Origin of the sequence: Leptothoe sp. EHU-05/26/07-4 (assembly GCF_043421015.1) — a bacterium.
In the GTDB taxonomy this organism is placed as follows: Bacteria; Cyanobacteriota; Cyanobacteriia; order Phormidesmidales; family Phormidesmidaceae; genus Leptothoe; species Leptothoe turfae.
Genome location: NZ_JAXSQV010000007.1, coordinates 1,167,173 through 1,186,444 on the forward strand (window position 1 = coordinate 1,167,173; position 19,272 = coordinate 1,186,444).

Here is a 19,272-nt window from a genome sequence, read left to right on the forward strand (position 1 = left end):
GTATCCCATCAGGATTCTTAATACGTTGTCAGTCTTACTTAAACGCTTCCAACTGCTCTACCTGGAGCCAAATATTGGGGGTGGGTACTCGGCCAAATTTCACCAGGGCGTAATCATCGCGAATTTCTAAAATTTCACCTTGGGTTTCAAAAATATAGGGCGGAAACCGATTATCGCTAGCAGTGGCTTCTACGCTGTTCTCTAATTTCTCGCGCACGACACGCACAAAAGTACCCTTTTTAATCGCCATTACTTAGAAAAATAACTGGTCAATATATTATCGCTCCTGTGGGGGCTGTGGGGAATGGGCAATAGGCGGTGGAGAAAATAAATAGAACTCTATTTTTGGCAGTTGGGGCAGTAGTGGGCAGAGCGTCCTGCGAGTTTGATGCGTGTGATGGGCGTTGCGCAGACACGACAGGGTTCGTTTTCGCGGTTGTATACCCAGGCGACACCGCCGTAGTTGCCATTGATGCCGTGGATATCGCGAAAGTCACTAAAGGTGGTGCCACCGGCTTCAATGCTATCGATAAGAACTTTACGAATGGATGTGTGTAAGCGTTTGAGGCGAGTGGGGGAAATGCGATCGCATCTCACCTTGGGGCGAATGCCACTTAAAAACAACGCCTCATCCGCATAGATATTACCGATGCCTGCCACCATGGCCTGGTCAAGCAATGCATTTTTAACAGGTTTCTGTCTACGTCCAAACCAGGCTTGCATATAGCCTACAGAAAACTCATCGGCAAAAGGTTCTGGGCCTAACCGTTGCAACCCTGTCATGATTTGATCGGGCTGTATGTTGGGAGGTATCCACCAAAGACGACCAAAGGTGCGTTGGTCAACGTAACGCAGTTCTCGTTCATTCTCAAAAAAGAGGCGAACACGGCAGTGGGAAGACACCGGCATTGATTGTTCTACCCATAGAAGTTGGCCCGTCATGCGTAAATGACATCCTAACCAACCAGCCGGTTGTTGCTGGCGAGTTAAAACTGCCAATAAATACTTGCCGCGACGTTGCCATGCCGTAATTTCAGCCCCCAGGACAGATGGTAGAAACTCTTCAATAGAAACGGGGTGAGCAATGCTGCGGTCTAACAGCACATCGCCACCCCGAATAGGTTGATATAGAGTAACTCGACTGAGCCCTCGTCGGACAGTTTCTACCTCAGGAAGTTCTGGCAAGGATAACTAGACAAATAACTCTGCTAATTTTACCAAGCCATCTACAGTTGCTTGAGCTACTTAACTTCCTTCAGCTCAAATTCGCCAAAGTTGTTGGTATTAACTCCGGCATAGTTAATTTTGTCAAAACGAACAACAACTGGATACTTGATGCCACTTTTATCAACGGAAGCAACCGTACCAATATCTTGAAACCAATAAGACTCCTTACGCAGGATACGTACTTTAGATCCACGCTTAACCATGAATATCCTCTCTTGTTCAAAGACGAGTAATGAATGCGAGCAGCAAGCTACCTGTTCACCAGGGTACTACTCCTCTGAACCGAACTCACAGTCTTGCCATTTAAGAATTGTTGCATATCGAAGATTTTAGAAATAATTCTTTAGAAAAAGCCGAATAAAAAATAAACTACACCCTACACAACGAAATCAGAGCGGATACAGAAAAACCCCTAACCTTTACAGCTAGAGGGTTTTAAAAATAAGAAAATTAGATGTAGCCTTGAATGATTTGGAATGAACTAGATGCCAGCAGGACTCGGTAGAGTTGGCAAAGCACCAATTGTTGACACTGTTTCTGCGGCAGGTTCTTCTTCCACAGGGGCTTCTTCAGTTGATGTCACGAAACGCTCTACTTCGATGCCGTTTTCCACCAGGATTACACGGGGTTCAGCTGAACCTGTATCAATGCGTTTGACAACAACACTGCCTCCAGCAATTCTTTCGCCTTGTCTGACATAGCGCTCAATTTCATTAGGAGCTTTAACAATGGCGTAAGGAGACCCTCCGATTTGGATAACCCCTGATACTCGAACAGCTCTAGCTGTCGTTGGCTGTGGGATTTCGGGCAATGCCGCTATCTCAGCACGACCTGATTCAACTCGGCGTTGTTCTGCGAGGTCTGGGCGCTGCTGAGGGTTATTACTGCCAGGCCCTACTGTTCCAGGTCCTGCTGCAACTGTGCGACCAGTCTCAGTCCCAGCATTAGTCGCCGTCGTGCCATCGTCTTCAGGCAAAATCGGCTCAGGAGGGATGAGGGGAATTGTTAGTTCTGCGAAGGGATCATTACGAGTGCGTTCCACTCCAATTGCTCGTTCGTTTGGATCAGTAGACTGAATCAGGTCACGAGCAACGATGGTGGGAGAATTTTCTGAGACCGCAACTACATTACCGGAATCCTCTCCCCCTGGAATATCAGGAAGCTCACCTTCTGACGTTTCTACTGGTTGAGTTGTTTGTTCCGTTGGGGTAGCTGGATCCTCAGCAACATCATCGCTGTTGCGATTAAAGAATCCACAACCGCTCAGGGAAATTGCCCCAGTTGTTATTAGCAATACCAAGAGCAGACGATGCATCTTTTCAATCCTCCAAGGACTTGTGTTCGCAAAGTATAAAGCAAGATATGCCGAATGCATAGAGCTTAGGCGAAATCTTTTTCCTCACCTTCGGCGGGAGCCATTAAATCGCGCAGTCGCTTAAGTCCGCTTTTAACTCGACGTGAAACCGTAACAGCACTAATACCTAGGCGTTCGGCTGTTTCCTTTTGAGTCAGGTCGTGTAGAAATACAAATTCTAAGACTTCTTGAGTTCTACGCTCTAGCTGAGCCAGTCCCTGTTGGAGGCGAATACGATCTTCTTGAGCCAGCTGAAAGCTGCGGTACTTTGGATCGGGTAATAAATCACTGAGTGAAGCAGAGCCACTGCCTTCATCTTGAATAGGGGCGTCTAGACTTAGCAGTGAACGATTCCGACTGGCTAATTTAACGTCTTGCCATTCCTGAACACTGATTTTCAGGTGATCGGCGATTTCTTGATCCGTGGGCTTACGGTCTAGCTTTTCTTGGAGTTGTCGAATAACTCGAGCTGATTGATGTTGTAATGACTGCCAACGTCTTGGGATGCGAACGATGGCGCTGCGATCTCGTAAATAGTGCTGAATTTCGCCACGAATGTAGGGAATAGCGAAAGAGCTGAAGGCATAGCCTTTAGACATGTCAAAACGCTCAATGGCCCTAATTAGTCCTAAGCTGCCGACCTGCATCAGGTCATCAAAGGTTTCGTTGGAGTGGTAAAGCCAATGGTGGGCTTCGCGACGCACCAGACCAAGATTCATTTTGACCAACTTGTTACGCAGCTCAGGTGAATCATTCTTTTGATAATCATTCAGCAGCTCTAAAGTCTCGCTTTTGAGTGCTTTGTTGAGTTTGGACGACATGGGAAACCCCTTTGACATGTACATGCTCAACTCTATGCCCACTGGGATAGATGCAATATTGAGCTACGAAAGACAGAAACTTAATTGAAAAACTAGAACTTAAACCATGGGTTCAATGTGGTGACTTCATAGTGAAGATCAAGGTTCAAGATCACAGTGATTCAAATCACAGCTTCAAACTGTCAAAGCCAGCCTAATTTCTGGCAGCCTGCTCAAACAAGGACGTATACACGGAAATTTAGGGTGACGGACATGCGTATGTTTAACGTCAAAGCCGTAATCTTTACGAGGCCTTCATGTATTGTGTCTGTCCTTAAAGCAAAAAAGAGAAGATAGTTCCGGAGAACTACCTTCCCTCTTCAAAATTACCTTAGTGAAAATGCCTACTGGAGTAGAGCCACCCCCACTGGGTTCTTAGCTATTAAGCGTCAAGTAGCTTCTACACGACCATAGAACAAGCCTTGTACGCGAACGTCTGACGGCTCTGCAGTTCCCATGTCAGTGTCAGAAGGTTGCTCACATTCGAACGTACCAGCAATTTCGCCAGTCACACTATCAACTTTCTCAACTTGTAGAGACATGGTGCCTTGCCCAACTTTGAAGGCTTTCATATTCTCTTTGATCAGTTCTTCTGTATCACCACCAGCTGGCAAGGCTACTGCTGTGTCGTAACCTGTGGTCAAACCACGACCTTTTGGATCTAAGAAGTTAGATGTGCGGTAGGAAGGGACACGGTAGTCACCAATAAAGTCAGTGGATGACGTAATGGCGTTTAGTCCAGCCTGTGATTGTGCCACTAGACCCTTAATAGTGAATAGAAAAGGCACTTCCTCACCACCTGGAAGTAGAACAGTCACAGCCTGAAAATCTATGCCGTCTATCTCAGTGAAAAGCAGACTGCCGTCAGGATTAAGTTCTAAAGAACCACGCACCTGGTCCAAACTAGAGGTGTAACGAGTCAAAGACTTACCAGAAATAAACTCAGCTTCCCGACGCTTGTTAGCAGGCTCTTCCTTCACAAAATAACTAGTCGGCTCTAAGCATAGACCCGCAATCTGATAAGACTTGCCACTGTCAATAGCAATCTCCCCGCGACGAACGCTAGAAATTTGAGGACAGCTGTTGGCTAAACCTGTATTTCTGATCTGATCGTAAGTTAGGGGAGTGTTGCTGTCAGCACTAGGAGCATCGCTACATGCTGTTAGTACACCCATGCAGAGTGCTAGAAATGCAACGATTAGGGCACGATACCTCATGGTAAACCTCAAACAAAAAAGATTTATGTAAGAAAATTTGTCAGTGGTTATAGAACCGACTAAGGTTTTATGACGTTGCCTATGCCTGAAGTCTTCCTTTTAAATAGAAAACCATTCATCAAGGCTTACCGAAGTCGCCCTCAGAATAGCCAACTAACCTTTCCGAAAGTATTTTACACGGACGAGTCCCCGGTGAGTTCTGAAAATTGCTAAATCTGGTGCATTGGTTAACATTGGAAGGCTGGTGATGGACCAGATGACTGGAAGAATTTGGGCTACACTATCTGCACCTTCCGGTTTCGGTGATATCAACGAAAGGCATTGTATCTAGATGGAATTGTACTCTTCTGATAACTCTAAAGCGCAAGCTGCTGATATTGATGAAATTCGACTAGCTGTCAAATTAGCAGCTCAAAAGAGGGAAAAAGATTGTGCGGCTCTCTTAGGGATTTTAAGACAATTGGAAGAGCTGCATCGTGATATCCGTGAAACGCTCTTTCAAGACTCATTGCCAACTAATCGACAACATTTGTATCATCTACTGCGAGATATTGAGCTCAATGGTGGGTGGCCCTATATTCAACGAATAAAACTCACGCAATTACTCGCAACGTTAGAGGATGAATCCACATTAGAGGCATCTGAAGATTAACTACAGAGAAACATAAACATATATAAAATCAACATTTACCAAAGAGTGATATAATCCCTCAGTTTTTAATGGTTGAATGTCTATTTCGCAGCAGCTCAAGGAGCTGATGACACAACTCAGTAGATTTTTGCAGTAGCTCTTTTTAGTTGTTCATCGTAATTGTTCATAGCTATGGTATGTCTTAGGCATTTGAGCAAGAGCCAACGTTTGTGGTGCGGTTTGTTGGTCTTGCTGGGGGGAGTTATGGTGCATCGCCCGATGCCTGGCTTCGCGCAAGCTGGTGACCTCAACCAATATTGTCAGCTATCTCAAGCTGAGGTTGATGCTAAGGAAGCTGTGAGACAACAAGCGGCCAATGGAGATGCCGTTGCGATCGCACAGTATCGCGATCTGCTCAAACGTCATTCAGATATGTTGCAAACCTGTCGGCAGCGTCAATGGCCTCGTCAGCAAGCGACTTGGATTCGTTTATACCCCTGTGATTTAAGGCCCGGAGTGCTGGATGCTCTAATGGATCGAGTCATTAATTTGGGCTATACCGAGATCTATGTCGAGGTGTTTTACAACGGTCAGGTGCTGCTTCCTAAGCGAGATAATCGCACTGCCTGGCCCAGTGTTGTGCAACAGCGCGGCTATGAAAACCGTGATTTGTTAGCAGATGCGATCGCAGCAGGTCGTAAGCGAGGTCTCAAAGTACATGCCTGGATGTTCACCATGAATTTTGGTTATTCCTATGGCCAACGTCGAGATCGTCAGCAGGTACTGGCCCGTAATGGTAACGGTGAAACGACCTCAGCATTTGCCAGTCGCGGCGGTAGTAATAATCCAGAAGAAATCTTTATCGACCCCTATAACTACCAAGCCCAGAACGACTATTTGCGCATGTTGCAGGAAATATTGCAACGCAGGCCAGATGGCGTACTTTTTGACTACATTCGATATCCCCGAGGCCTTGGCAGTTACTCTGTTGCAGGTCAAGTTAGTGATCTCTGGATTTATGGCACTGCGGCCCAAAATTCCCTACTTCAGAGAGCCGTAAATAATAAAGGTAGAGAACTGATTCGACAGTTTCTCACCCGAGGATACTTAACAGAGGGCGATTTAGAACGAGTTGATAGGCAATTTCCCAATGAAGCTGAACCGCTGTGGCAAAGCCGACGACAAGCCAACAGCACGAGCGATGTGCCAGCTTCAGTCCGTCGCCCTGCTCTACAGTTAGAGCTGTGGCGTTTAAGTGTTGCCCATGCTGTGCAGGGAGTCATTGACTTTCTCACCACAGTTAGCCAACCCGTAAGACAACAAAATATTCCAACAGGTGTGGTCTTTTTCCCCACAGCCAATCAGCCTGTAGGCACTCAAGGGTATGACTCCCGCTTGCAACACTGGAATCGTTTTCCCACATCCATGAGCTGGCATCCAATGGCCTACAGTATCTGCGGTAACACCCGCTGCATTGTGCAAGAGGTGCAAATGGTACTACGGCAGAACAGTGCTAATAATGTGCGTCCTGCATTGGCAGGCGTATGGGGTAAATCAATTAATAACAGACCCTCCTTAGAAGCTCAGATGTCAGCGCTTCAGCAAGCAACCCCAAATATTAATTCAGTGAGCCATTTTGCCTATTCTTGGCAAGACCCAGAATTTGACCGAGTCAGAAAGTTTTGTGAATTGCCGTAGCTCAAATGCCTTCTTTAAAGAAGAAGCTGCGATAGCATTTCGTGAAAGTTATTGTTAAGTTTCGTTCTCTTTAAGGACGGTATATCGTCCAAAGATTGGCAAACAAAAAGTAAGTAAAGGCCAAACGTGATAACTAGAGCATGCCATAAACGCTGTCTCATGATAGTTACCCTCACACATCATGGCTACTTAGCTTATGGGGGTCTCCCCAGCTCTGCGACTGGTCATGTTACGTAAATGAAAGTGTCACATCACAGAGTTGTTTACAGATGTGAATTTAGACCTTTCCTAAAGAATCTACTACCCAATCCGAATTCATTAAGCCCGATTAAAAATGGATAATCCTGTAGGGTTACTCCCTTGTGGATGTCCCTCGGTACCGGGCGCTATCAGTCAGGATTTTGTATAACACCTTTATAAAAAACCCCTTTAGACCTAAAGAGTCTAAAGGGGCTTTTTATGGATTAATTAATAATTAAGGTTGTGTTGGGCTGATAATAATGCCTTGCTCAGGAATGTATTAATCGTTTACTCAACACCCTCAATACGGTTCTCTACTTCTTCATAGAGCTCCTGTAAACGTTCGATGTTGTCGTCGCTAGTTTCCCAATAGCCTCGACCATTGACTTCCAACAGTGTTGTTACCATGCGACGGAATGAGTTGGGATTCAAATCCATGAGTCGCTTACACATCTCCTCATCCTGGATAAATGTGGTGTTGGCATCTTCATAAACCCAGTTATCCACAGCATCAGCAGTCGCTGACCATCCCATGGTGTTCACCAAGCGGTTAGATAACTCACGCACACCTTCGTAGCCGTTGGCTAGCATGCCCTCGTACCACTTCGGATTTAGCAGTTTAGTCCGAGAGTCTAAACGAACAGTTTCCGAAAGGGTTCTGACTTGAGCATTTGCTGTAGTCGTATCTGCCACAAAGGAAGCAGGCTTTGTCCCGTCACCCCGTAGCTGACCAATCACCTTAGTGGGGTCAGAATCAAAGTAGTGGGAAACGTCAGTTAGAGAAATTTCCGAAGAATCTAGATTCTGGAAAGTAACATCAGCTGTTTTTAGGGACGCCTCAAACAAATCACGGGACTGGTCCATCACACCCGGATTGTCTGAGTTGAAAGCAAAGGACTTACGCTTGAGGTACATTTCCTGAAGCTCAGACTCCTCCTCCCAGCTACTGTTCTCAACCGCCAGGTTAACGTTAGCAGCATAGGAACCAGAAGCATTTGAGAAGATGCGAGTCGCTGCTTCTCGTACTGATAGCCCCATTTCCTCAGCCTGCTTCAAAGCATGCTTGCGAACGAAGTTCATTTCCAGAGGCTCATCGGCTTCAGCAGCCATTTTCACAGCCCGATCTAGCAGAGCCATCTGGTTGACGAACAAGTCGCGGAATACGCCAGAACAGTTAATCACCACGTCAATCCGGGGACGACCTAGCTCTTCTAGAGGAACAATCTCCAGCTTATTCACGCGGCCTAGGGCATCAGGTACTGGCTTAACCCCAACGAACCAAAGCATCTGAGCTAGGGACTCACCGTAGGTTTTAATGTTGTCAGTTCCCCAAAGAACAGAAGCAATTGTCTCAGGATATTGACCGCCATTGTCCTGGCGCTGACGCTCTAGTAGGCGATCAACCACCACCTTGGCAGACTGAACAGCTGCGGTGGTAGGAATGGACTGAGGGTCCAGGGCGTGGATGTTTTTGCCGGTAGGCAATACATCTGGGTTACGAATGGGGTCACCACCAGGGCCAGGTAGGATGTAATCTCCATCTAGTGCTCTGAGTAAAGAAGACAGCTCGTTATCGGCAACAACCTGCTTCAGACAGAACTGTAGATACTCAAACAAAGGCTTAAGAGCTTCCTCGTCTACATTTTTGTAGCCAAGATTGTGAAGCGCTTCCACCCAAGGATCCTGGCGCTTACCAAAGTTAAAGAACTTCAGCATGGTCTTCAGGGATACTCGACCCTCATCGTCCAATTGTTCATTAACAATGGCACCAACAGCGGCACGGGTCGCTTCATTGATTTCGTACAGCAGCTGTACATCATCTAAGACGCCCAGATCGCTGTTGTTGTAGATTTCATCGATATCTCGATCAAGACTCTCCGAAATGATGCGCTGAAGACTCTTAAAACCTTCCTCTTCACGGTCGAGACCTGCAATATTTACCAGGGTGGCTACGGCTTCCTCTGCTGTAGGGGGCTTGCCGATGACATGGAGACCACAGGGTAGCAGCCGAGATTCGATTTCCATCAACTTGATGTAAATCTTGCCCACCAGGGTGTCGCGGTCGTCTTTACTAATTTCGCTAGCGTCTTCTACATCAGGAAGGACAACATCGCGATCTAAGTTGACTTGGCGTGCCTTCTCAATGATGGCATTGACAATAGAAATCGCTCGACCGCCTTCTTTAAGCCCCTGGTACGAACCAATCAGCTCGCTTAGCTCCTTCAGCCCCTTGTACAAACCTGCATTCTCAGCAGGCGGTGTCAGGTAGCTGATGGTTTCTGCATAGCCACGACGCTTAGCAATGGTAGCCTCAGAGGGATTGTTGGCAGCGTAGTAGTAGAGGTTTGGAGTACTGCCGATGAGGTTGTCGGGGTAGCACTGCCCTGACATACCCATTTGCTTGCCAGGCATAAACTCCAGGGAGCCATGGGTACCAAAATGCAGAACTGCATCTGCCTTCCAAATCTTTTCGATAAAGGTGTAGTAAGCGGCAAAGCCATGGTGGGGGCTAGCGGACCGTGAGAACAACAACCGCATGGGGTCACCTTCGTAACCAAAGGTGGGTTGTACACCGATAAACAAGTTTCCGAAGGTCTTACCGTATACCAACAGATTCTGGCCGTCAGTATTGAGGGTGCCTGGCGGTGGTCCCCAGTTCTCTTCTAAGCGCTCTGAGTAAGGAGTCAGTTTTTCGTACTCAGCCACTGACATGCGGTAAGCAACATTGAGTTCAGGGCTATTGTATTGAGCCTGGGCATCATTGATAACTTCCAGCATCAAAGCTTCTGCCGACTCAGGCATGCCTTCGATGGTGTAGCCCTGCTCTTTCATTTCGACCATGGCTTCATAGATGGAGCCAAAGACGTTTAGATAGGCAGCAGTACCGACGTTACCCTTGTCGGGGGGGAAACTAAAGACGGTAATGGCTAGCTTTTTATTGGCACGTTTGACACGACGTAGGTTGGCCCATTTCAGAGCACGCTGGGAAATAATTTCTACCCGATCTTGCAGAGTAATAGCACGACCGGTCATGCCATCACGGCCAGAAACCACAATCGGATCAATGGCTCCATCTAACTCAGGAATTGCCATCTGTAGAGCTACCTGAATGGGGTGCAGACCTAGATCGCTACCTTCCCACTCTTCAGTGGTTTGAAAGACTAGGGGAAGAGCCACCATATAGGGGCGATTCAGCTTCTGGAGTGACTCAATCGCCTTGGGATGATCTTGACGAGCAGGGCCACCTACCAGGGCAAAACCAGTTAGAGAAATAACGGAATCAACCAGGGGCTCTTGAGTAACAGGTTCGTAGAAGAACTGCTCCACAGGTTTAGAGAAGTCAAGTCCGCCAGCAAAGACGGGGATCACTCGAGCGCCTAGGTACTCCAGCTCCTGCACCATGGATACATAGTGTGCTTCATCACCGGTAACTAGGTGGGTGCGCTGTAGAACAATACCAACGCAGGGAGCTTGGTCCCGTTTATGGGACGCAGGTAAATCCTGGCGGAAGCTATACCAGTTAAGGTATTCCTTGACATCTTCATACATGCAAGGAGCAAGGGGGTGCCAGATGCCGGTATCGGGATAAGTGACAGGCTCGTTGTACTCCATATTTTGAGGAGCACCTTCGATTTGCTTATCGCCGAACATGTAGCGATCGGCCAACATGAGCATGAAGTTCTCCAGGTTCTCAGGAGAACCGCCCAGCCAGTACTGGAAGCTGAGCATGAAGTTACGGGCATCTTGAGCTTTGTCTACGGGGAGATACTTGAGCACCTTGGGCAGAGTGCGCAAAAGCTTGAGCATGGCATCTTCAAAGCTGCCACCCTGCTTTTGGCGACGCTTTTTCATGAATTCGCCAATGGCACTCTTGGACTGACCCAACTGAGCCATGGAGAAGCTGCCCATTTTGTTGAGGCGCATCACCTGGGGCATGGATGGGAAAACCACGGCCACGTCAAGATTGTCACGGTGAGGCTTAACAGCAGCGGCAACTTTCTCGGCCAGTTCCTCAATAAAGATTAGGGAAGCAACAAAGACGTTGGCTTCAGAAACATCCTTCTTAAATGCTTCGTAATTGTTACTATCGCGAAGTTCCTCAATTAGATAACCGCTAACTTCTACTGCTATGTGGGGATTATTAGCGTTGATGGATTTAACAGCTGCTGACAGAGCGCTTTGATACTGTGGCTCTAAGACGACGTAGACCACTTTCATCAAGGACCGTTCGCCAAGGTTCTCGGGTGAGATATGTCTCACAGTGGGCTTGACGTTGGTGAACATGCAGTTTACTCCTTCCTCTGTGTGTGCTCGCTTGCAATGGGGGGTGATGACTGCCGCCTAGCATTTGAAACCCAGGAAAACCTAGGGCATTGCTACCGGTTGGACTGATTAGGAAATCGCAATTGACCCAGTAATCACAAAAACGTTTGAAACACGCTTTACAAAAGTGCATTGATTACTGTATTGAGAAACATTCCATAACATCTGAATAGGTTTTTAAACCTATTGTGTTTGTATCAGAAAATCCCTGCTGACTAGGGATACAGCCATAGATGCGATACAAAATGACATATTGACTCTCACTTTTTGTAACGAATTCGTTACAAAAAGTGAGAGTGTTACTAATTCTTATACTTCAAATAAAGCAAAAAGATAATGATTGACAAAAGTCATATTTTGTAGGTTTTGGCTATTCTTTTGGATTTGTCTCGTTTTCTTGGGCTCACGTTTTTACTGCAGCAATCTTCCATAAGATTTGATGTGTAAGAGATGTTCGCCGTTTGTTTTTTGGGGTTGACTATGCGGATTTTGGTGATGGGTGGGACGCGATTTATTGGGGTGTATCTGACCCGATTGCTATTGGCGGCAGGTCATAGGGTAACGTTGCTGAATCGCGGAAATCGTCCTGCACCTGATGGTGTGGAGGTGGTGAGGTGCGATCGCAAATCCCCCGAAGATCTCAAAGCCGCCCTCGCTGGCAAAACCTTTGATGCCATTTACGACAACAATGGTCGTGAGCTTGGCGATACCCAGCCCCTAGTCGAGTTATTTGGTGGCACAGTACAGCAGTTTATCTATGTCAGCTCAGCCGGTGTGTATCTCAAAAGCGAGCAGATGCCCCATGTCGAAGGCGACCCTGTGGACCCTAACAGTCGGCACAAAGGTAAACACCACACCGAAGACTATTTAATCGAGCAGGGAGTCCCCTTTACCGCTATTCGCCCTGTCTACATCTATGGTCCTCAGAACTATAATCCTCTAGAAAAATGGTTCTTTGACCGCATTAGTCATGACAGACCAATGCCCATTCCCGGTAATGGCAAAGCCATTACTCAGCTAGGACATTGTGAAGACTTAGCCCAAGCCATGGTTTCTGTGCTCGGTAATCCCAAAGCGATTGGGCAGGTCTACAATATCTCAGGTGAGCGCTACGTTACCTTTGATGGTCTTGCCCATGCCTGTGCTGAGGCCATGGGTAAACCTGTGCCAGATATTCGCCACTACGAGCCAAATCAGTTTGACTTTGGTAAGCGCAAAGCATTTCCCATGAGAGTTCAGCATTTCTTTACGTCCATTGGTAAAGCTCAAAGCGATCTAGGTTGGACGCCAAAATATAGCCTGGTCCATGGCCTTAAGGATTCCTATCAAAATGATTACTGCCGGTCAGAGCAGGCTGTGGACTTTGAATTAGACGATCAGATTTTGACATCTGTCTAGTTTTAGGCTGCCAACCCGCCCCATAACCGAAATCCAGGTTCGGTAACCCCCCCTTCAGAGAATTGCTCTGGATTAGCACTATAGTAATGAGCTTTTAAGAAACCAATTTTGAGGTTCACATTAAAAGCGGTGCTATTGCTGATTAGCTGGATGTGCCGATCCGAAGTTAATTCTGTCGGTCAGGGTTTCCCAAATTAAATCCTTCCGAGGATCAGCAATGCCGAAGATATGATTCGCCGGAGCAATTGATATGGGAAAAGTAGTTGGAATTGACTTAGGAACCACAAACTCTGTGGTTGCTGTAATGGAAGGGGGTAAGCCCACTGTCATCGCAAACGCAGAAGGCTTTCGTACTACGCCCTCTGTGGTAGCCTATGCCAAGAGTGGCGATCGCTTGGTGGGTCAGATCGCTAAGCGCCAGGCCGTTATGAACCCCATGAATACGTTTTACTCTGTAAAGCGTTTCATTGGTCGTCGCAACGATGAGGTTAGCAACGAATCCTCAGAAGTGCCCTACAACGTCCTTAACGTAAACGGCAACGTCAAGATTGAGTGCACTAACGCTGACAAGCAATTTGCACCTGAAGAAATTTCTGCCCAGGTACTACGTAAACTAGCGGACGATGCTAGTAAATACCTTGGCGACCAAGTTACCCAAGCGGTAATTACTGTTCCGGCTTACTTTAACGACTCCCAGCGTCAGGCAACCAAAGACGCGGGGCGGATCGCGGGTCTTGAGGTGCTGCGAATTATTAACGAGCCTACAGCCGCTGCACTGGCTTACGGTCTTGATAAGAAGAGCAACGAAACCATTCTTGTCTTTGACTTGGGTGGTGGTACCTTCGACGTGTCCATTCTGGAAGTAGGTGACGGTGTCTTCGAAGTACTGTCTACTTCTGGTGACACCCACCTAGGGGGTGATGACTTTGATAAAAAGATCGTCGATCACCTAGCTGAGCAGTTTATGTCTCAAGAGGGCATTGATCTGCGTAAGGATAAGCAGGCTCTACAGCGTCTAACTGAGGCGGCTGAGAAAGCCAAGATTGAGCTTTCCAGCGTTACCCAGGCAGAAATCAACCTACCCTTTATTACTGCAACTCAGGATGGCCCTAAGCATTTGGACTTGACCCTAACTCGGGCGAAGTTTGAGGAGCTAGCCTCTGACCTGATTGACCGCTGCGGTGTGCCCGTAGAGAACGCGATTCGTGATGCCAAGCTAGCCAAGGGCGACATCAACGAAATCGTACTGGTGGGTGGTTCCACCCGTATTCCTGCGGTTCAGGAACTGGTCACTAAGATTCTGGGTAAAGAGCCTAACCAGAGCGTTAACCCTGACGAAGTTGTTTCTATTGGTGCAGCGATTCAGGGGGGTGTACTGGCTGGTGAAGTTAAGGACATCCTGCTGCTGGATGTTACCCCCCTATCCTTGGGTGTGGAAACTCTGGGTGGCGTTATGACCAAACTCATCCCCAGAAACACCACAATTCCTACCAAGAAGTCTGAGGTGTTCTCCACAGCGGTAGATGGGCAGACCAATGTTGAAATCCACGTTCTCCAAGGTGAGCGTGAGATGGCCAATGATAACAAGGACCTGGGTGTGTTCCGTCTAGACGGAATTCCTCCTGCTCCCCGTGGTGTACCTCAGATTGAGGTGACGTTTGATATCGATGCTAACGGTATCTTGAATGTGACTGCTAAGGATAAGGGCACTGGTAAGGAGCAGTCCATTAGCATCACTGGTGCGTCCACCCTATCTGATGACGAAGTGGATCGGATGGTGCGGGATGCAGAGGCAAACTCCACTGCTGATAAAGAGCGCCGTGAGAAGATCGATGTGAGAAACCAGGCCGATTCTCTGGTTTACCAGGCTGAGAAGCAGATGGGTGAACTGGGCGATAAGATTTCTGAGGATGATAAGTCCAAGGTGGAAACTGAGATCGCTGGCCTGAAGGATGCGATCGCATCTGATGATGCCGCTAAGATCAAGGCTGGCACTGAGTCCTTACAGCAGGCCTTGTTTGCACTCAGCAGCAATATGTACGGTGGTGCTGACGCAGCGGCTGCGGCAGCTGACCCAGGTGCTGCTGGCGGCGATGCTCCCAGCGGTGGTGGTGACGATGATGTCATCGATGCTGAATTCTCAGAAGAAAGTGACAAGTAAATCCTGTGATGAACCACGGCAGTTGACCTGACTTGGGACAGCTGCCGTGGCATAGCCGACAAACTTGCTCCGGCTAGCAAGGGGGTGGATGGTTTTTACCATTCACCTTTTTTTGTAACTATTGATACCTGAACTCTCAGCCCACTCTCCGTGAGTAAATTGACACATCCAATAATTAACAACGAATCCAATAGGTTACTGTCCTTGCTGAATGTGGATTCTAACGCCTGTTTTGTCTATTTTTCTCACACCTCAATGCAGCCACTAGCTAGTTCTTAGCTGGTGGCTTTTCTCTCATTAAGATTGTGTCGGCCTATGCCGAGGTTTAGCCAAGATATTGGGTTATTTAAGGCCAATTAACGAAACGATGCTTTGGCCAGTGAAATACTCGATGGCAATCAAAATTAAGAAACCCACCATGGCAGCTCGTCCATTGAGCTGCTCAGCATATTCGTTAAACCCTTTTTTGGGGCGTTCCAGCTTAGGACTCATGGAAGGCTTAATATCAGTCACGGTGTTAGGCGCTACGTCATACCTACTTATTCTCACTATCAAAGGGAGAGTTAGTCAATGAATTTTCCTGGGTAATATCGTTCTGTCTGATTGGTGACCCTACCTTGTTTGTGGGAGAGCTAAGCTAAGATCAGCGGCCAATTCTAGGACTATGACTCTGGCATTGGGCGCATTCAAACCCTTTCAGCTTGGAGGTGCCTGTGCAGATTGGAGTGCCTAAAGAAGTTAAAAACCTGGAGTTTCGAGTCGGCTTGAGTCCTGGCAGTGTCAGAGTGCTCACAGAACATGAACATCAAGTTATCGTCGAAGCTGATGCTGGAGTAGGAGCGGGATTTAGTAATACTGACTACGAGCAGGCAGGAGCCACCCTGGGTACAGCATCTGAGGCTTGGCAGCAGGCCATGGTGGTGAAGGTAAAGGAACCATTGCCCAAGGAATATGACTATTTACAAAAGGAACAGTTGCTCTTTACCTACTTACATTTGGCTGCTAGTCACGAACTGACGGAAGCATTAATACACAGTGGTGCGACAGCTATTGCCTATGAAACCGTCGAGAAAAATCATCAGCGTCCATTACTGACCCCGATGAGCATTATTGCGGGGCGATTATCAGTGCAGTTTGGAGCCAGATTTTTAGAAAAGCAGCAGGGCGGGCGTGGCGTATTGCTAGGCGGTATTCCAGGCGTGCGTCCAGGCCATGTGGTGGTGCTGGGAGGTGGTGTTGTGGGTACTGAAGCCACCAAAATGGCCTTGGGTCTTGGGGCTCAAGTGACGTTGATTGATATCAATCTAGATCGGCTCAATCAGTTAGAAGAGTTGTTTGGTTCGCGGGTGCAGTTGCTCTATAGCAACTCCGCCAATATTGAAATGGCTGTCTCCCAGGCTGATTTACTGATTGGTGCAGTTTTGGTGCCTGGCCGACGATCGCCCACACTCGTGTCGCGTACGCTGGTGGAGCAGATGCCTGAAGGGGCAGTGATTGTAGATGTAGCGGTTGATCAGGGGGGCTGTATTGAAACAGTACGACCCACATCCCATAGTGAGCCGGTGTATGTGGAGTCGGAAGTGTTGCATTACGGTGTGCCTAATATGCCAGGTGCTGTTCCCCGTACGGCAACGGAAGCATTGAATAATAGTACTCTCCCTTACGTGTTAACTCTGGCCAATATGGGGTTGGATGCGTTGGAAAAAGATGCGGCTCTGGCGGAAGGTCTGAATGTGGTAAATCACCAGCTAGTGCATCCAGCTGTGAAGGCGACGTTTCCAGATTTGTCTTAGTTCTGCAGGTTTAACATGGCTTGGCGAGTTTGCATTTGTAGCCAGCCTACTTGTTCGTGTTTATCGAGGCGGGCTACTGGGTTAAGGGATATGGCTTTGCCAATTCTGATATCGGCGGCTCGATAACGGACGATGGACTGAACATGGGTGAGGTCGTAGTGCTTTTCTAGATGGGGGCGTATAACGGGTGGGATGGTAATCGGTTCTAATTTCTCGGCTGTGGGTACAATCATCGTCGGTATGACCGGCACCTGGGCTACATAGGCCAGATGGGCGAAGCCTGATTGTAGCTGAGCCAGTGGGGCATCAAAGTCATTGGCAAAGATATAGTCTTCGCCTTCTGGAAAAATGCCGAGTAGTTTTCCCTGTCGTAAACGATGTAGCGCTTGCTTAATGGATGACGGTGTTGGGTAGCCTTCGGTTTTGACGGGGACCATGCCGGTTAGAGAGAGCACCTGGCTGGTAACGGGGATGTTTGTCATGTAATCGGCCACCATCCAGGCAATGTAGCGGGGTAGGGCGAAGGTAATGAGTAGGCCGTCGGTATCAGAGCGATGGTTGCAGACAATGATGGCCGCGCCACGCTGAGGAATATGGTTGATGCCGTGGGTTGCGATCGCAACTCCCCTCAATAAAAAAGGACGTAACAACCATCGCAGGCTATGGTAGACCGCTATTTGAACATCCATACCATCATCATTGAGAATAAGAGTGAACCTGACTTCATATAGGCTAACGCCTCCAGGGGGAAACCCCCATCAAAAACAAAAACGTCTATGACCCCTGATGAACTGAACAAGTTAGAGGATAATTTACGGTCTTCTGCGCTGAATATACGTATCATTGCGTTAAATACGCTAGCCAATAAATCTCCTGATATTGCTATGCCTATATTGCGGCGTTTATCAAAAGAAAGCTCTTTTTTGTTAAGACGTTTGGCAGTAATGGGGTTTGGTAATCATGCTCCAGATGACGCTGCATTGGCTAGTTTGCAGGAGTTAATGACTACAGAAACGGATGCTAATGTGCTGGCGGAGGTGGCTAATTCCCTCTATGAATTTGGGGATATATCCATACCGCTTTTAGCGCAGCTATTTGAGGCCAATGACAACTGGCTTTTGCGGCAGACTGTATTATCAATTTTGCAAGAAAGCAACCATCTTGATGTGTTGCTTGAGGTCTCGCTCAATGCATTAGATGATCCGACTCAAACCGTTAAAGAAACAGCGATTTTGTCTCTGCGGCAGGTGTTGATGTCGCCTCTGCAAGCTGAAGCGTTAGAAGCATTGACTGCGTTAGCCAATAGTCCAATTTGGCGCGATCGTTGGCGGTCGGCGACTGCCCTGACGGGGTGCGATCATCCCCGAGCCAAGCGGCTATTAATGCAATTGCAAAAAGATGAAAATCACTATGTAGTAGCGGCTGCATTAGATGCCTCGGTGGGTAGTGGTCTGTAGGCAACGCCCATAAAAACGCCCCGACAAATTATTCATCAAAATTCCCCATGCCCACACCACGCGAAATTTTAGAGGCCCTATTGCCTAGCCTGAAAATAGCCGCAGGCTATGCTCGAAAAATCCAGGCCAGCATAGCAGTTCATCCCGATAAGTTTGACTCGGAGAACTTTTTTGCAACGGCCCTAACTGATGCAGATCTTTCCATTCAAACCTTTATTGAGGTGACCTTGTTATCACTGTTTCCAGAGATTCGTTTCTATGGTGAAGAGTTTGAGAAAACCTATAACACCAAGTATTTCCGTTCAATTAAGCTAGGCCCTCAGGATGACTATTTAGTCACCCTTGATCCCATCGACGGCACTCGGTTCTATATGGATGGTCATCCGAATTATCAGATTATTCTGACTGTTCTCAATGCTGATGGTTTTGAAGCGGTTATAGCCTTGAGTCCAGCGCTTGATCGGTTTTACTACAGTCTACGGGGGCAGGGCACATTTTACGGCACGCTAGCCGATGACCTTGATAGCTGTCAGCCATTAAAAATAGGCATACCGAAGGATCAGGTTTTGCTGAGTTGGGCGCTGACGCACCTTGCGGATTCTTTACAGGGACAGTTTGAGGCGATTTGCGTTAAGACTGACTATTCCCGAGAGGTGGCGATTCCTAATACGAATGGTTTACTCACGGGCGACCTGACCGGGGCGATTTTAGCGGCAGGTAAGTTTATTGATGGGGGTGCACTGAGCTGGATGGCAAAGGAGATGGGCTATGTGGTGACCGATCATCAGGGCAATGCCTTACCTGAACTAAGTGCTTGTAAGGACTATCAGTGGCCTGGCGTGGTGGTGGGGGCATCGCCGGAGGTGCATGGAAAACTATTGAAGGCATTAGCCAGTTATGGGTAAGCGATTTG

The 19,272-nt window shown here is 47.7% G+C and carries 16 protein-coding genes; 7 read left to right on the plus strand and 9 right to left on the minus strand.

Annotated features, from left to right (window positions below; all coding sequences use genetic code 11):
- Positions 1-34 precede the first annotated feature (34 nt).
- The 6 genes from U2F10_RS29615 to U2F10_RS29640 all read right to left on the minus strand — a co-directional run bounded on the left by U2F10_RS29615 (position 35) and on the right by U2F10_RS29640 (position 4,658).
- Positions 35-250: an NAD(P)H-quinone oxidoreductase subunit O gene (locus U2F10_RS29615; RefSeq protein WP_006518068.1), complete on the minus strand. Its 216-nt coding sequence runs from the start codon at positions 248-250 to the stop codon at positions 35-37.
- An 89-nt stretch (positions 251-339) separates the two neighbouring features.
- On the minus strand, positions 340-1,185 hold the full coding sequence (locus U2F10_RS29620; protein ID WP_499874075.1) for a DNA-formamidopyrimidine glycosylase: 846 nt from the start codon (positions 1,183-1,185) through the stop codon (positions 340-342).
- 56 nt (positions 1,186-1,241) lie between these two features.
- Complete coding sequence (locus tag U2F10_RS29625; protein WP_006518066.1) at positions 1,242-1,430, minus strand: photosystem I reaction center subunit IV; 189 nt, start codon at positions 1,428-1,430, stop codon at positions 1,242-1,244.
- A 278-nt stretch (positions 1,431-1,708) separates the two neighbouring features.
- The gene (locus U2F10_RS29630) at positions 1,709-2,542 is read right to left on the minus strand and encodes a hypothetical protein (RefSeq protein ID WP_163660490.1); all 834 of its coding nucleotides are present in this window, start codon (positions 2,540-2,542) and stop codon (positions 1,709-1,711) included.
- A 65-nt stretch (positions 2,543-2,607) separates the two neighbouring features.
- Positions 2,608-3,402 (minus strand): RNA polymerase sigma factor SigF, encoded by a 795-nt coding sequence (locus U2F10_RS29635; protein WP_006518064.1) that lies wholly within the window; start codon positions 3,400-3,402, stop codon positions 2,608-2,610.
- Between the two features lie 428 nt (positions 3,403-3,830).
- Entirely contained in the window at positions 3,831-4,658 is an 828-nt protein-coding gene (locus U2F10_RS29640; protein ID WP_163660488.1) for a photosystem II manganese-stabilizing polypeptide, read from the minus strand.
- A gap of 331 nt (positions 4,659-4,989) precedes the next feature.
- Between U2F10_RS29640 and U2F10_RS29645 the strand changes: the two genes are divergently transcribed.
- Both U2F10_RS29645 and U2F10_RS29650 read left to right on the plus strand, forming a co-directional pair.
- Complete coding sequence (locus U2F10_RS29645; RefSeq protein WP_163702243.1) at positions 4,990-5,310, plus strand: hypothetical protein; 321 nt, start codon at positions 4,990-4,992, stop codon at positions 5,308-5,310.
- Between the two features lie 243 nt (positions 5,311-5,553).
- Entirely contained in the window at positions 5,554-6,987 is a 1,434-nt protein-coding gene (locus U2F10_RS29650) for a family 10 glycosylhydrolase (protein WP_499056910.1), read from the plus strand.
- Positions 6,988-7,515: 528 nt separating this feature from the next.
- Here U2F10_RS29650 and U2F10_RS29655 read toward each other — a convergent pair.
- A complete protein-coding gene (locus U2F10_RS29655) occupies positions 7,516-11,511 on the minus strand; it encodes a magnesium chelatase subunit H (protein ID WP_499874076.1) in 3,996 nt (1,331 codons plus the stop codon).
- A 519-nt stretch (positions 11,512-12,030) separates the two neighbouring features.
- Here U2F10_RS29655 and U2F10_RS29660 point away from each other — a divergent pair.
- Positions 12,031-12,948: an NAD-dependent epimerase/dehydratase family protein gene (locus U2F10_RS29660; RefSeq protein ID WP_499868464.1), complete on the plus strand. Its 918-nt coding sequence runs from the start codon at positions 12,031-12,033 to the stop codon at positions 12,946-12,948.
- A 250-nt stretch (positions 12,949-13,198) separates the two neighbouring features.
- The gene (gene dnaK, locus U2F10_RS29665; RefSeq protein ID WP_163660478.1) at positions 13,199-15,109 is read left to right on the plus strand and encodes a molecular chaperone DnaK; all 1,911 of its coding nucleotides are present in this window, start codon (positions 13,199-13,201) and stop codon (positions 15,107-15,109) included.
- 342 nt (positions 15,110-15,451) lie between these two features.
- Here dnaK and U2F10_RS29670 read toward each other — a convergent pair whose 3' ends face one another.
- A complete protein-coding gene (locus U2F10_RS29670; protein ID WP_250566268.1) occupies positions 15,452-15,622 on the minus strand; it encodes a CAB/ELIP/HLIP family chlorophyll-binding protein in 171 nt (56 codons plus the stop codon).
- A 200-nt stretch (positions 15,623-15,822) separates the two neighbouring features.
- On the opposite strand from U2F10_RS29670, the gene ald reads away from it, so the two are divergent.
- Complete coding sequence (gene ald / locus U2F10_RS29675) at positions 15,823-16,902, plus strand: alanine dehydrogenase (protein WP_163660476.1); 1,080 nt, start codon at positions 15,823-15,825, stop codon at positions 16,900-16,902.
- On the opposite strand, the gene U2F10_RS29680 is transcribed toward ald, so the two are convergent.
- Complete coding sequence (locus U2F10_RS29680; RefSeq protein WP_163660474.1) at positions 16,899-17,591, minus strand: lysophospholipid acyltransferase family protein; 693 nt, start codon at positions 17,589-17,591, stop codon at positions 16,899-16,901. The two genes, ald and U2F10_RS29680, sit on opposite strands and share 4 nt — an antisense overlap.
- 87 nt (positions 17,592-17,678) lie before the next feature.
- On the opposite strand from U2F10_RS29680, the gene U2F10_RS29685 reads away from it, so the two are divergent.
- Positions 17,679-18,359: a HEAT repeat domain-containing protein gene (locus tag U2F10_RS29685; protein WP_499056906.1), complete on the plus strand. Its 681-nt coding sequence runs from the start codon at positions 17,679-17,681 to the stop codon at positions 18,357-18,359.
- Between the two features lie 47 nt (positions 18,360-18,406).
- Positions 18,407-19,264 (plus strand): inositol monophosphatase family protein, encoded by an 858-nt coding sequence (locus U2F10_RS29690; RefSeq protein ID WP_163702249.1) that lies wholly within the window; start codon positions 18,407-18,409, stop codon positions 19,262-19,264.
- The last annotated feature ends 8 nt before the right edge of the window (positions 19,265-19,272 follow it).